This is a genomic window from Caballeronia telluris, assembly GCF_001544495.1.
GTDB classification, from domain to species: Bacteria; Pseudomonadota; Gammaproteobacteria; order Burkholderiales; family Burkholderiaceae; genus Caballeronia; species Caballeronia telluris.
This window is the reverse complement of sequence record NZ_FCNZ02000028.1, coordinates 22,142-36,429: the sequence shown is the minus strand read 5'-3', so window position 1 is coordinate 36,429 and position 14,288 is coordinate 22,142. Positions and strand designations below refer to the sequence as shown.

The 14,288-nt window shown below is 64.4% G+C and carries 13 protein-coding genes; 4 read left to right on the top strand and 9 right to left on the bottom strand.

All coding sequences use genetic code 11. The features are described 5' to 3' along the window. From AWB66_RS26780 to AWB66_RS26755, 6 genes are all read right to left on the bottom strand, one after another. Positions 1 to 882, bottom strand: a complete 882-nt coding sequence (locus AWB66_RS26780; protein WP_087633109.1) for an MBL fold metallo-hydrolase — start codon at positions 880 to 882, stop codon at positions 1 to 3. Beyond that, the gene (locus AWB66_RS26775; protein ID WP_235021245.1) at positions 879 to 2,243 is read right to left on the bottom strand and encodes an MFS transporter; all 1,365 of its coding nucleotides are present in this window, start codon (positions 2,241 to 2,243) and stop codon (positions 879 to 881) included. The genes AWB66_RS26780 and AWB66_RS26775 overlap by 4 nt, the downstream gene beginning before the upstream one ends. Positions 2,244 to 2,316: 73 nt before the next feature. Further along, positions 2,317 to 3,651, bottom strand: coding sequence for an MFS transporter (locus AWB66_RS26770; protein ID WP_087633108.1), 1,335 nt, complete (start codon positions 3,649 to 3,651; stop codon positions 2,317 to 2,319). Positions 3,652 to 3,741: 90 nt separating this feature from the next. Beyond that, positions 3,742 to 5,151 carry an LLM class flavin-dependent oxidoreductase gene (locus AWB66_RS26765; RefSeq protein ID WP_087633107.1) on the bottom strand — a complete coding sequence of 470 codons (1,410 nt, stop codon included), beginning with the start codon at positions 5,149 to 5,151 and terminating at the stop codon, positions 3,742 to 3,744. A gap of 24 nt (positions 5,152 to 5,175) precedes the next feature. Next, positions 5,176 to 5,514, bottom strand: coding sequence for a DUF4387 domain-containing protein (locus AWB66_RS26760; RefSeq protein ID WP_087633106.1), 339 nt, complete (start codon positions 5,512 to 5,514; stop codon positions 5,176 to 5,178). Between the two features lie 2 nt (positions 5,515 to 5,516). Beyond that, positions 5,517 to 6,878, bottom strand: coding sequence for an acyclic terpene utilization AtuA family protein (locus tag AWB66_RS26755; protein ID WP_087633105.1), 1,362 nt, complete (start codon positions 6,876 to 6,878; stop codon positions 5,517 to 5,519). A gap of 210 nt (positions 6,879 to 7,088) precedes the next feature. Between AWB66_RS26755 and AWB66_RS26750 the strand changes: the two genes are divergently transcribed. From AWB66_RS26750 to AWB66_RS26735, 4 genes are all read left to right on the top strand, one after another. Then, positions 7,089 to 8,057, top strand: coding sequence for a LysR family transcriptional regulator (locus tag AWB66_RS26750; protein WP_087633104.1), 969 nt, complete (start codon positions 7,089 to 7,091; stop codon positions 8,055 to 8,057). 141 nt (positions 8,058 to 8,198) lie between these two features. Beyond that, positions 8,199 to 8,708: a flavin reductase family protein gene (locus AWB66_RS26745; protein ID WP_087633103.1), complete on the top strand. Its 510-nt coding sequence runs from the start codon at positions 8,199 to 8,201 to the stop codon at positions 8,706 to 8,708. A gap of 15 nt (positions 8,709 to 8,723) precedes the next feature. Then, on the top strand, positions 8,724 to 9,884 hold the full coding sequence (locus tag AWB66_RS26740; RefSeq protein WP_087633102.1) for an iron-containing alcohol dehydrogenase: 1,161 nt from the start codon (positions 8,724 to 8,726) through the stop codon (positions 9,882 to 9,884). Further along, on the top strand, positions 9,881 to 10,327 hold the full coding sequence (locus tag AWB66_RS26735) for a 6,7-dimethyl-8-ribityllumazine synthase (protein ID WP_087633101.1): 447 nt from the start codon (positions 9,881 to 9,883) through the stop codon (positions 10,325 to 10,327). The genes AWB66_RS26740 and AWB66_RS26735 overlap by 4 nt, the downstream gene beginning before the upstream one ends. A 46-nt stretch (positions 10,328 to 10,373) precedes the next feature. Here AWB66_RS26735 and AWB66_RS26730 read toward each other — a convergent pair whose 3' ends face one another. The 3 genes from AWB66_RS26730 to AWB66_RS26720 form a co-directional block, all read right to left on the bottom strand. Next, complete coding sequence (locus AWB66_RS26730) at positions 10,374 to 11,774, bottom strand: LLM class flavin-dependent oxidoreductase (RefSeq protein WP_087633100.1); 1,401 nt, start codon at positions 11,772 to 11,774, stop codon at positions 10,374 to 10,376. A 51-nt stretch (positions 11,775 to 11,825) separates the two neighbouring features. Beyond that, positions 11,826 to 13,121 carry an MFS transporter gene (locus tag AWB66_RS26725; protein ID WP_087633099.1) on the bottom strand — a complete coding sequence of 432 codons (1,296 nt, stop codon included), beginning with the start codon at positions 13,119 to 13,121 and terminating at the stop codon, positions 11,826 to 11,828. Between the two features lie 93 nt (positions 13,122 to 13,214). Further along, a complete protein-coding gene (locus tag AWB66_RS26720) occupies positions 13,215 to 14,279 on the bottom strand; it encodes an amidohydrolase family protein (protein WP_087633098.1) in 1,065 nt (354 codons plus the stop codon). Positions 14,280 to 14,288: the final 9 nt, after the last annotated feature.

The following is a 14,288-nucleotide window of genomic DNA, read 5'->3' as shown; positions in this document are numbered from 1 at the left end:
TCATTCGGTAAATCGCAGCTTCAGGCCGCCATTCTCGCCTTCGTCGACGTAGCCCGCATGCGGTGGCATGAAATGCCCGGGCAGCAACAGCGCACCATGCTCGCAGGTGGCTTCGAGTACACGCTTGCGTGTCTCCGCCGACTGCTTCTGGTCGATACAGCCGAAGCAGCTCCATTCCGGATATTTCACCTGAATCGGATGGTGCAGGATGTCGCCGGTCAGCACGGCGCGTGCATCGCCGGACTTCAACCAGATCGCGACATGGCCGGGCGTATGTCCCGGTGCGGGTTCGAGCACGAGACAATCGGCGATCTCCGCATAGTCGTCGACGATCAGCGCCTGACCCGCCTCGACCACCGGCAGCACGCTGTCCTGATACGCGATCAGGTGCGGACCCTTGGCGTCCGCCGCGAGCTTCGCCTGCCAGAAGTCGTTTTCACGCCTTGAAAACACGTACTTCGCGTTCGGGAAGGTCGGCACCCAGCGGCCGCCAATCAGCCGCGTGTTCCAGCCGATGTGGTCCGCATGCAGGTGCGTGCACAGCACGTAGTCGACGTCGTCGGGCGTCGCGCCCGCCGCCGCCAGCCGGTCGAGAAACGGCGTGTCGAGGCCGCACCAGTCCGGCCGCCCCGGCCGGTCCTTGCCGTTGCCCACGCAACCGTCGATCAGGATCTTGTGGCGGCCCGTATCGAGCAGCCATGAATGCATGCTGAGCAGCATGCGGCCCGTCGACGGATCGTAGTGACCGGGCGCCATCCAGGAAAGATTTTCGGCGAGCGCTTCTTCGGTGGCGAGCGGAAAGAACTTGAGAAAGTCGAACATGCGATCGACCATCTCCTCCACGAGGGTCGCGCTGACCTTGCCGATCTGAAAACGAATCATGCGGTCTGGTCTCCTCTTGCGGTGCCGGATACGAACGGCGCGTCGTCGTCGGCCTCGGCATATTCTTTGTCGAGCTGTGCGAGCGGGATGCCCGCGGCTTCGCGCAGCGGCACGATGGACACCACCGAAATCACCGCCAGCACGCCAATATAGCCGACGAGCGGCATGTAACCGCCGGCCCACGCGATGAGCATCGCGGCGATCATCGGCGTCGGTCCGCTCCACGATACGGTGGCCAGTTGATATGCGAGCGACACGCCGCTGTAACGTACACCCGACCGGTACTGCTCGGCGAAAAGGCTCGGCTGCGCGGCCTGCACGCTTCCCTCGCCGATGGCCATCGCGACACTCATCGCCAGCACGATCAGCGGATAGCTGCCGGTGTTGAGCAGCATGAAGTACGGGTAGATGAAGAGGCCGAGAAAGATCATGCCGCCCATGAACACCTTCTTGCGTCCGATCCGGTCCGACAGCGCGCCGAAGGTCGGATGCGCGACGAGCGTACAGGCCGCGGCGATCATCAGTGCGCGCAAAGCGTCGCTGCGCGGCAGATGTAGGTTCTGCGTCAGATACACGAGTGAGTACACGGCCACCACGTAAAACGCGGCGCACTGCACCGCCTGCGATGCGACGAGCAGGAAGGTCGTGCGCTTGTGATGCTTCATGATCGTCGCGAGCGGCACCGTGGCCTTCTCGTGCGACCGGCGCATGCGCTCCATGCTCGGCGATTCCGCGAGACGCCGGCGAATCACGATCCCCACGACGACGAGAATGCCGCTCAACAGGAAAGGCACGCGCCATCCCCAGGTCGCGAACTGCTCGGGCGTGGTCAGCGCGGTGGTCAGCGCCATCGCGCCCGTCGAAAGGATCAGCGCGCCCGGAATGCCCATCTGTGGCCAGCTCCCGTAGAAGCCGCGCTTCTTCGCGGGCGCATGCTCGATCACCATCAGCGTGGCGCCGCCCCACTCGCCACCGACCGCGAAGCCCTGCACGAAACGCAGCACGGTCAGCATGACCGGCGCGGCCACGCCCACGCTCGCGTAAGTCGGCAACAGGCCGATCAGGAACGTGACGCCGCCCATCATCGTGAGGCTGAGCACGAGCATGGCCTTGCGTCCGATGCGGTCGCCGAAGTGACCGAAGACCGCGGCGCCGACCGGCCGGGCGATGAAGCCGACCGCGAAGCTCGCGAGCGACGCGATGGTGCCCGCGACCGGATCGAAGGTCGGGAAAAACAGCTTGCTGAACACGAGCGCCGCTGCCGACGCGAAAATAAAGAAGTCGTACCATTCGAGCGTGGTGCCAATGGTGCTCGCCAGCGCGACTCGCCGGATATCGGTGATGTTGGTGGTCTCTGCCATGTCTGTCTCCTGGATGCTGCGTTCGATGCCTTGCGCCCGGCGTGCAATCCGGGCGTCGTTCTTGTCGGGCGAATCAGGCGGTAACGCGGTGATCAGGCGCGTCCGTTTCCTCGGCTGGCAGCGGTTCGAGGGTGCCGAGTTCCTGTCCCGCCGCCTCGCGCAGCGGAATGATCGCGCAGACGGAGATCACCGCCGCGAGACCCACGTAGGCCACGAGCGGCCAGTAGCTGCCCGCCCACAGCACGAACAGCGCCGCGAGAATGGGTGTCGGACCGCTCCAGATCACCGTGGCGAACTGATATGCCACCGAGACACCGCTATAGCGAATGGCCGCGTGATACTGCTCGCCGAAGAGGCTCGGCTGCGCGGCCTGAGTGCTGCCCTGGCCGATCGTGAGCGCGAGGGTCATCGCGAGGACGATCATCGGATAGCTGCCGGTATCGAGCATCGCGAAGAACGGATAGATGAAGAGACCGAGAAAGATCATGCCGCCCATGAACACCTTCTTGCGTCCGATCCGGTCCGACAGCGCGCCGAACAGCGGTTGCGCGAGAAACGTGAAGAATGCGGCGATCATCAGCGCGCGCAATGCGAGCGGCCGCGCCATATGCAGATTCTGCGTGAGATAGACGAGCGAGTAGACCGCGAGGATATAGAAACTCGTATTCTCGGCCGCCTGCGAAGCGATGATCAGCGCGGTGCGTCTCTTCTGCGTTTTGAACACCGTGGCGATCGGCAGACGCGCCTTGGCGTCGGAGCGTTGCAGACGCTTGAAGCTCGGCGACTCCGACACGCGCCTGCGAATCAGAATACCGACCACGACCAGCACGCCGCTCAGCAGGAACGGAATACGCCAGCCCCACGCGGCGAACTGCTCGGGCGTGGTCAGCGCGTTGGTCGCGGCCATCACGCCGGTGGACAGCATCAGCGCCGCGGGAATGCCCATCTGCGGCCAGCTTCCGTAGAAACCGCGCTTCTTGGCGGGCGCGTGCTCGATCACCATCAGCGTTGCACCGCCCCACTCGCCGCCTACCGCGAAGCCCTGCAGGAAACGCAGCAGCGTGAGCAGGACAGGCGCGGCGAGGCCGATGCTTTGATAGGTCGGCAGGAGGCCGATGAGGAACGTGACCCCGCCCATCATCGTGAGACTGAGGACAAGCATCGCCTTGCGCCCAATGCGGTCGCCGAAGTGCCCGAATACCATGCCGCCCAGCGGCCGCGCGATGAACCCGACGGCGAAGCTCGCGAGCGACGCAATGGTGCCCGCGACCGGATCGAACGCGGGGAAGAACAGCTTGCTAAAGACCAGCGCGGCCGCCGATCCGAAGATGAAGAAATCGTACCACTCGAGCGTTGTGCCGATCGCGCTCGCAATTCCAACGCGCCGGATGTCCGAGTCGTTGACCATGTTGTCTCCTTACTGCCTGATCTTATGGTTGATGGCGTGCGCGATTCCGATCGTCGCCGCGCACGCGCTCACTGCCTCGTTGGGCTGCGCTCAGCCCGCCTTGCGCAACGGCTCGCCGTTCACGCCGGCGAAGGCTTGCTTGCGCCAGTCGCCAGAATCGGGCTTCGGCAAGCCGAGGTTTTCGCGCAGCGTCGCGCCCTCGTATTCCTTGCGGAAAATGCCGCGCCGCTGCAGTTCCGGCACGACCTGGCGCACGAAGTCCTCGTAGCCGCCGGGAATATGCGTCGGCGAAATCACGAAGCCGTCGCAGCCACCTTCGACGAACCATTGCTCCATCTGATCGGCCACTGTCTTGGCCGTACCCGCGAAGACCGGAAACTCGTTCAGGCGCGCACGATTCGAGAAGTCCACGAAGTCGCGCACCGAAGGATTCGGCTTGCCTGAGAGCATCACCACGCGATCGCGGAAACCGGTCCAGCCAGAAATGGCCTTCATCTCCGCATCGGTGAACGGCGCGTCGTAGTCGCGCGTAGAGAAGTCCGTGTTCAGCACTTCGCACAGGAGCGTGAGCGAATCGATCGGCTTAGCCAGCGCGTCGATATATTCGCGCTGCTGCTGAGCGATTTCCTCGGATTCGGCGACGACCGTATAGCACGCCGTCGAGACCTTCACCTGCTCGGGATCACGGCCCGCTTCGACGACCGCCTGCTTCAACTCGGCATACTGCTTCTTGCCGGCCGCGAGATTCGGATACACCACGAAGATCAACTCGCCCCAGCGCGACGCGAATGCCCGGCCGCGGCCGCTCTGCCCCGCCTGAATCAGCACCGGATGACCTTGCTGCGAACGCGGCACGGTGAGCGGGCCGCGCGACTTGAAATAGTCGCCCCGGTGATCGAGACGATGCACCTTGGACGCGTCGGCGAAGCGGCCGCTTTCCTTGTCCATGATCAGTGCGTCGTTTTCCCACGAATCCCAGTGGCCCATCACAGTTTCGAGAAACTCGTCGGCGCGATCGTAGCGCAGGTCGTGTTCGAGATGCTCGTCGCGGCCGAAGTTCGCGGCTTCCGAATCGTTGAGCGACGTCACGACGTTCCATGCGACGCGGCCCTTCGCCATTAGGTCGAGCGTCGCGAAGTGGCGCGCGATATGGTACGGCTCGTAGTACGTCGTCGAATAGGTGGCGCCGAGGCCCAGATGCGTGGTGGCCATCGCCATCGCGGTGAGGATCGGCGTCGGGTCCATTTTCACGGCGCGCACGCCATGCTCCACGGTTTCGGCGTGATCGTTGCCGTAGAGGTCGGGCATCGCGAGGCGGTCGTCGAAGAAGGCGAGGTGGAACTTGCCTTCTTCGAGCGTGCGCGCGATGCGCTGGTAGTACTCGGGCGTCATGAAGTCCTGCATCGCCGCGCTGTGGCGCCAGGAGCCGGGGTACGTCGAGCAGTTCTGGGCCTGCATGAAGCCGATGAGCGTGAGTTGCCGCTGCTTGTTGTTTGCCATGTTATGTGCCTCCTCGTTCGGCGTTCAGACGCCGGGAATCTCGATGGTCAGAAGCGGCGCATGCTGCTGCGCGCCGAAGGTGTCGCGTTCGCCGACGCTGCCCTGCGCCCACGAGCGCTTGAGCGTCAGCTTGAACGCGCGTGCCGGGTCGAAGAACATCAGCGTGACGATGTCGTCTTTCGTGACGTTGTAGAGCTCGCAGATGAGCGCTTCGGTCAGCACGCCGCTCGCCTTCACGCGCTCGTAAAGCGGCACGTCGTCGAAAATCACGTCGAAGGTGATTTCGAACGGGCCGGAATTCTTGCTGCGCACCACTTTCGCCAGGTCGCGCAGGGTCCTGTTTTCGGTGTGAATTGCGACCATGTTCAGACCTCCACGATTTGGATCGGAAACAGCGCTTCGGCGGAGTCCATCTTCATCACGTGATAGATCGTGAATTTGCAGACCGGGCCGATCGGGTTTTCCGGCGGGTTGAGCGGAATCGCGAAGTTGCCGGCCGTCGCCACCTGCCCCGGATACGGCGTATGCAGCACGTCGATGCGCACGCTGCTGCAGATCGCGTTGGCGAGTTCCTGCGTGGCCGCGGTCACTTCGCCGAGCAGGCCGATCTCATGCGGCACGTTCTGCGCGAGCGGTTCGAAGCTGCCCATCACGCCGTTCTTGCCGTAGACGTGGAAGTTGAGCGTGGCTTCGCCCGAACGCAGTTCGGGGTAGGTTTCGTGCGCATAAGCGGTAATGCGGCCGAGAAAATCGTCGATCTGTTCGACGAGAATCGGATCCCGGATGCCGCCGATGAAGATCGTCCGCATGCCGACCACGCCTGCGCCTTCGAGCTTGACGGTGTAGTCGTCGGCGGGAATGAAGCGGCTGCCGCGCACGCGCACGGCGCGCTCGGTGATCTGTTCGTAAGTGGCTTCGCGCAGGTCGAGCACGCCGCCGGGACCGGTCAGCAAGTCGGGCCGGGTTTTCTCGTAGAGCGTGTGCGCCGCCACCGAAGCGGGCGTGCAGCGTTCGAGCGGGTTCATCGGTTCGAGGTCGAAGCTGTCGCGGCGAACGGTGGCGAGAATCACCTTGCCTTTCGGCTCCGCGCAGTTCGCGCCGCACTCGACGATCTTGCCCATGTGCCAATAGATGCCCGGTTCGATGCCGTGCAGCATGCAGAGGCCCGCGAACGGCGCGGGATCGTAGGCGCGGCCCGCGACGATGATGTCGAGGTCCGGATGCTCGCGCAGCGCCTTCGCGAACGGTTCGGCGCCCATCTGCGCGACGATGTGCGACGAGGCGCCCACGTCCGAGACTTCCATTTCCGGCGCCGAGGCGCACGGCGCGATCCGCCCCGAACCAAGCGCATCGCGCACATACGACGGGTCGATGTCGGAATAGATTTTCGCGACCTTGAAACGGTAGCCTTCCTTACGCGCGATTTCCCCAATCACGTCGACCATGAAATCGACATGCTCGCGAATGCCGGGGCCGCCCGCCGAGCTGATACAGATCGGCACCTTGCGATTCGCGCAGGCGTCGAGCATCAGCGAGAGGTCACGGAGATACGCTTCGCGCGTCACCAGCGTCTTGGGCAGGCCGAGCAAATAGGGGCCCGGATCGGTCGAACCGCCGTCCACGATCATCGCGTCGGGTTGCCGGTCCATGCCGCGCCAGAAATCGGCGGCCGGAATGCCGTAGCCCAGAATGCCGTTGGGCGTCAGGATCTTGATCTCGTCTTTCATGAAGTCTCCTTGCGGTCTTTCGGTGCGAGGGCGCCGTGCCCGTTTTCAAACGATGCGAACCGGTGCAATGCGTGCCATTCGTAGCATTTGGCGCGGCGCTCGTCGTTGCTTCGAGGTGCAATCGATTATGGCGAGCCCTGCGCGACCACACTATTTGCTTTGTGAGATAGACTCATAGACATTCCTGATAAAAGCACCGGAGACCTGTTTATGACGGCTGACAAGCCGGACGAGAACGCGCACGCGGGCCTGCCGCCGACACTGCGTTTCGACCTCGTCGAACTCGAAACCTTTCTGGCCGTGGTCGAGTTGGGGAGCTTCAGCGCGGCGGCGAAACGTTTGCATATCTCCCAGCCTTCCGTCACGAGCCGCGTGCAGCGCCTCGAATCGACGCTCAAGACCCGGCTCCTGATCCGCACGACGCGTCGTGTCGAACCCACGCCCGCCGGCAACCGTTTGCGCGAGCGCGCGGAAGCCGCGCTGCGCGACCTGCGCAAGCTGATGCAGGAATTCCAGACCGACGCCGAAGGCGCGCGCCTGCGCGTGGTGATCGCCGCCACGCCGATGATCGCGGCGGTCATGCTGCCGCCGCTGATCCATTCTTTCTGCCAGCGCTATCCCGACGTCCAGATCCAGTTGCGCGACCTCCAGTACGAGGATGTCGTCGCGAAGATCGAAGGCAACGAGGCGGACCTCGCCGTCGTCGCGTTCGACAACGATTCGAGCAAGCTCAGCTTTCAGGCGCTCTCCGAGGAGGACATGCTCGTCATCGTGCCGAAGTCGCATGTGCTCGCCGAGGCCGGCGAAGTCACGCTGGAGGAACTCGCGCAGGTGCCGCTCATGCTGCTCGACCGCTATTCGATGCTGCGCGACACGCTCGCCGGCGAGTTCGCCAAACGCGGGCTGTCGCTGCGCCCAATGCACCAGGCGGCGAATCTCAGCACGCTGCTCGGCATGGTGGACGCGGGGCTCGGCGCGACCTTCCTGCCCCGCTCGATGGCCCAGCGCTACGCCCGCGATCATCGCGCGACGCTGCAGGTCACCGACGTGAATCTGCTGCGCAGCTTTGGCATTCTTCGATCGCGCGATGCCGAACTGAGCGCGGCCGCGCTCAGTTTCGTGCGCCATTTGCAGACCAACTTCGGCGCGGCGATGACGAGCGATGCGCCGCTCAACTAACGTTCGGCCCCTTGCGCGCATCTATCCGTTTTTCCAATCAATCCATCGCGACATCGAAATTGTCCGGCTCCGTGCGGGCCACTAGACTTCAATTCATGAACTGAATGCGGGCCCATGGCCCCGAACTCTGGAGACTTTTTCATGACGCTCAAAGACAAACAAACATTTCGCGACGCCCTTTCCGCCTTCCCGAGCGGCGTCACCATCGTCTCGACCACGGACGAAAAAGGCCGCCATTGGGGGTTTACCGCCAGTTCCTTCTCGTCCGTCTCGATGGACCCGCCGCTCGTGCTGGTCTGCATCGCGAACACGGCGGACTCGCATCCGGCCTTCCTTTCGGCGCGCCGCTATTCGATCAATATCCTCGCGCAGGAGCAGAAGGACATCGCCATGCATTTCGCGCGCAAGGGCGTCGACAAGTTCGGCCCGCACGAATTCCGCTACGGCACCGGCGACGATCCGCTTCCGCCGATGCTGCCGGGCTCGCGGGCATCGCTCGTGTGCATCGCGCGCGACGTCTACGAAGCAGGCGACCATACTGTCCTGATCGGTGAAATCGAAGCCGTTGAGCTCAGCGAATCCGCGCCGCTCGTATACTTCAATCGCGGCTTTCGCAGTCTCGAACTCGAAACCGCCGATTCCCTTTCCTGACTCCCGGGCGCCGGCATGAACGCTTTCAGCTTTAACACCGTCCCCTCCCTTCTGATCGACTACGGCGGCGCGCGGCGTCTCGGCGCGCTCGTTCGCGAACGCTATCGCGCGACCCGCCTCGTGCTCGTCACCGACCGCTTCCTGCATTCGAGCGGCCTGCTCGCGCCCGCGCTGGAGAGCCTGGCGGCACACGACTGGCAAGTCACGGTGATCGACGACGTCGTCGCCGATCCGCCCGATCACGTCGTCCTCGACGCCGCCGCGCGGGCGAAGGCCAGCGGCGCCGAAATCCTGCTCGGCCTCGGCGGCGGTTCGTCGATGGACGTCGCCAAGCTCATCGCCGTGCTGTGCGCGTCCAACCAGCCGCTGACCGGCATGTACGGCGTGGGCAACGTTGAAGGACCGCGCCTGCCGCTCGTCCTCATGCCGACGACCGCCGGCACCGGCTCCGAAGTGACGGCCATCTCCATCGTCACCACGGGCGAAACGACCAAGAGCGGCGTCGTCTCGCCGATCCTCTATCCCGACATCGCGCTGCTCGACGCCGAACTCTCGCTCGGCCTGCCCGCCGCCGCGACCGCCGCGACCGGCATCGACGCGATGGTGCATGCGATCGAAGCCTATACGTCCGCGCGCCTGAAGAATCCGCTTTCCGACATGCTGGCCAAGGAAGCGCTGCGTCTTCTTTCGGCGAATCTGCTCACGGCCTGCCGCGACGGCAGCAATCGCGCCGCGCGCGAAGCCATGCTGCTCGGCGCGACGCTCGCGGGACAAGCGTTTTCCAACGCGCCGGTCGCGGCGGTGCACGCGCTCGCGTATCCGCTCGGCGGCCATTTCCACGTGCCGCACGGCCTCTCGAATGCGCTCGTCTTGATGCACGTGCTGCGCTTCAACGCGCCGGCGGCGTCCAGCCTCTATGCCGAACTCGCCGATACGCTCGGCTGCGCGGTCGCGCCCGATGCCACCGACGCAGTCAAGGCCGAAGCCTTCGTGCGGGCGATGGAAACGCTGGTCGCCGAAACCGGTATTCCGCGCACACTGCGTGAAGTGGGCGTCGAGGAGACGCATCTGCCGATGCTCGCCGCCGACGCGATGAAACAGCAGCGCCTTCTGATCAACAACCCGCGCGAGATGACCGAAGCCTTCGCGCTCGATATCTACCGGGCGGCTTTATGAAAGCACTGCGCATTGCCCTCGTTCAGTCGTGCTGGCATCGGGACATCGTCGATCAATGCCGCGATGCGTTTCTCACTCGCCTCGCCGAACTCGACGTGGACACCGCGCTCGTCGACCGCTTCGAAGTGCCCGGCGCGTTCGAATTGCCGCTGCACGCGAAGCGCCTCGCCATGAGCGGAAAATACGACGCGATCGTCGCGGCCGGGCTCGTGGTGGATGGCGGCATCTACCGTCACGAGTTCGTTGCGGCCGCCGTCATCGACGGACTGATGAGTGTTCAGCTCGATACGCTCACGCCCGTGTTCTCGGCCGTGCTGACGCCGCATCATTTTCACGCGGGCGAAGAGCACGTCGCGTTCTTTCGCGAGCATATGAACGTGAAGGGGCGCGAAGTCGCGAACGCCTGTCTCGGGACGCTGCGAAGCCTCGCGCTCGTCGCGTGAGATGACGGCATCCGGTTTCGCGCCGGATGCCATTCATTCAAGCTATTTAAGCCGCCTTGATCTTCGTCTCATGCGCAAAAGCCTGTTTGCGCCAGTCGCCGGACTTCGGAATCGGCAAGCCGAGGTTCTCGCGCAGCGTGCCGCCCGTATAGTCCTTGCGAAAGAGGCCGCGCCGCTGGAGTTCGGGCACCACCATGCGCACGAAATCCTCGTAGGCGGCAGGCACGTGCGTCGGCGCGATCACGAAGCCGTCGACGCCGCCTTCCACGAACCATTGTTCCATCTGATCGGCCACGGTTTTCGGCGTGCCGCAGAACACCGGGAATTCGTCGATCCGCGCGCGCTTGGAGAAGTCGACGAAGTCGCGCACGGACGGGTTCTTCTTCCCGGAGAGCGTCACCACGCGATCGCGGAAGCCCGTCCAGCCGGAGATGCCTGCCATCTCGGCGTCGCTGAACGGGTCGTCGTAGCCGCGCTTCGAGAAGTCCGTGTTGAGCACTTCGCACAACAGCGCCAACGAGTCGATGGGCTTGGCAAGCGAGTCGATGTACTCGCGCTGCTTCTGCGCGATTTCATCCGATTGGGCGACGATCGTGTAGCACGCCGTCGAGATCTTCACGTCGTCGGGATTGCGGCCCGCATCGGCGAGCGCCTGCTTCATCTCCGCGTACTGCTTCTTGCCGACCGCGAGGTTCGGATACACAACGAAGATGAGATCCGCCCAGCGCGACGCGAAGGTCCGCCCGCGTCCGCTCTGCCCCGCCTGAATCAGCACCGGATGTCCCTGCTGCGAACGCGGCACAGTGAACGGTCCGCGCGACTTGAAGAACTTGCCTTCGTGATCGAGCCGATGCACTTTCGACGGATCTGCGAAGCGGCCGGTCGCCTTGTCGAGGATCAGGGCGTCGTGTTCCCACGAGTCCCAATGGCCCATCACCGTTTCGACGAACTCGTCGGCGCGCTCGTAGCGCAGGTCGTGTTCGAGATGCTCGTCGCGGCCGAAGTTCAATGCTTCCGAATCGTTGAGCGAGGTCACCACGTTCCAGGCGGCGCGGCCCTTGGTCATCAGGTCGAGCGTCGCGAAGGTCCGGGCGATATGGAACGGCTCGTAGTACGTGGTCGAATAAGTCGCGCCGAGGCCGAGCTTCGAGGTCGCCATGCCCATCGCCGTGAGAATCGAGACCAGGTCCATCTTCACCGCGCGCACGCCGTGCTCCACCGTCTGCGCCTGATCGTTGCCGTAGATGTCGGGCATCGCGAGGCGGTCGTCGAAGAAGGCGAGATGGAACTTGCCTTCTTCGAGCGTACGCGCGATGCGCTGGTAGTACTCGGGTGTCATGAAGTCCTGCATCGCGCCTTCGTGACGCCACGAGCCGGGATACGTCGAGCAGTTCTGCGCCTGCAGAAAGCCGATGAGGGTCATTTGCTTGTTTGTCTTGCTGGTCATGCGCAATCTCCTGTTTCGATGCGCGCGGCAAAGACGCGCATCATGGTTTCGTCACGCGCTCACCGACACTTCGCCCACCGGCGCGGACGCGGTGTCGCGGCGAATCGGCGTGCGGGTCATCAGCACCGCGACGAGCGCGCCCGCGATGGCGAGCACCCCGGCGATATAGAACGCGTTGTTGTAGCTGTGCGTGATCGAGACGACATAACCGGTCGCAATGGGGGCGATCATCGCGAACGAGGCGCCGCCCGTGATCAGGAGCCCGGTGCCGCGTCCCGCTTCCGCCGAGGACGGCAACAGGTCGCCGATCAGCGCGATGTTCATGGCGAGTGCCGCCTGCGCGCCGGTCAGCGAAAGCGTGAACACGGCCACCATGAGCCACACGTCGTCGACGAATGGCGTGACGAGCACGATCGACGTGAGCAGCATCGAGAACGCCACCATGTTGCGGCGCCCGCCCTTGCGGCACGCATCGGGACTGAGCAGCCGGTCGCTCATCTTGCCGATGGCGAGCGCGAGCAGCACGGAGAGCGCATACGGCAAGGCCGTGAAATAGCCGCTCTTCACGATGTCGAGATGGCGCTCGGTCTGCAGGTAGCTCGGCAGCCAGGTGAGAAAGAGGAACTGCGCATAAGAGCCGAAGCCCTGCGTGATGAGCAGGCCCCAGATGCTGCCGGACTTCAGCATGTCGCCGATGGACAGCACCGGACCGGTGTTGTGCTCGGGCGCGCCGCCGTTGCGCTCGCGCAGGATGTACGCACGCTCTTCCTCGCCGATGAAACTCGCCTGCTCCGGCTTCCTGAAATAGCGCAGCCAGAAGACGAGCCAGATCGCGCCCGAGCTGCCGACGATGATGAAGCCCGTGCGCCAGCCGAAGAGCTGCACGGCGAATGCGACGAGCAGCGCGCCGATGGCCGGTCCCGCATACGAGCCGCTATTGAGCGTCGCGGCCGCGATGCCGCGTTCGCGCGCCGGCATCCATTCGCGGATCACCTTGCCGCCCGCCGGATACGACGACGCCTCGCCCGCGCCCATTACGAGCCGCGTCACGAGAATCGACGCATAGCTCCACGCGAAGCCGGTCGCCACCGTCGCCAGCGAGAAGATCGCCATGCCTGCCGCGTTGACGTAACGCGTGCCCCAGCGATCGAGCGCGAGACCCCACACGATCAGGCTCGCGAAGTACGTCCAGATGAACGACGACAGCAGGAAACCCATCTGCACGGGACTGATGCCGAACTCGTGCGCGATGGGCTGCGCCGCGACCGAGAGTGCCACGCGGTCGATATAGTTGATGCTCGTGAGCGAAAACAGAAACACATACACGAAGATGCGTCGGTTCTTCACTTGTCTCCTCCTTGGGGTCCGGGCGCGCGTGGTTCATCCACTATGTATTGCGCTTTGCCGGGGAATGGGCGCCCACGAGTCGCGGGCATTCGCTTAACGCATCGCGCGATCCGGCAGCGCGTCGACTTCGAGTGCATAGACGCGATTCGCCGTGCCGCAGAGCAGCGCATGCCGTTCGTCGGCGGAATAAGCCGCGCTCAGTTCCTTGAACGCGTTCCACACCGAGACGTAGTTGCAACTGCCCTTGTCCACCGGGAAATTGCTTTCGAACATGCCGCGCTCGGCGCCGAACAGATCGACGCAGGTACGCACGTAAGGCGACCAGCGTTGGGCCAGTTCGGCGGAGGTGGCGGGCTTCACGGCATCGGCAAAGGACAGGCCCGTGCGCGGCATGGCGAGACCGCCGATCTTCACCACCGTGTTCGGGTTGTCGGCGACGCGCGCGAGCGACGTGCGCCATGCAGCGAGCACCTGCTCGCGCCGTCCCGCGTACGGACCGATGCCGAGCGGCCCGCCGCAGTGGTTGAGCACGATCGGCAGCGTCGGATGACGCTTTGCGAGCGCGGCGGCATCGTCGAGTTGCGTGTGATAGACCCACAGGTCGAGCACGAGGCCAAGGTCCGCCAGCACGCCGCAATAGCGGTCGAGTTCCGGCGAGCGGATCGTGGCTTCGTCAGGACCGTCGGCGGGCGCGGCGAACGCCGGATCGGCGTGCCACGCGGCACGCACGCGCACGCCGCGCAGCCGGCCCTGCCCCGCTTCACCATGCGCCTGGAGCACGTCCGCCGGAAGCGGCGCGAGCGGATCGCCATAAGCGACGATGCCCTTGACCAGCGCGTCGTGTCCGCCTTCGAGCTGCGCCGCGCGCTTCGCCTCGGCCACCGCGAAGCGCGTTTCGCCGACGGGCGCGAGCGGCGCAGGAACGTCCTGATCGAAATGCGCCTTGCATTCGACGAACACCGTCGCCACCACGTTATGCCCGGACGACACGTCGCCCACCAACTCGGGCGCCTGATAGAACGCGGTATCGACATCCCAAAGATGGTGGTGCGGATCGATCACCGGCAGTTCCGGCTCGACCGCCTTCTCCGCGACGAGCGCGAGCCACTCGGGCCGCACGCGAGGAAAGTTGTTGCGCTCGTATTTCGAATCGAACATGTGCGCGTC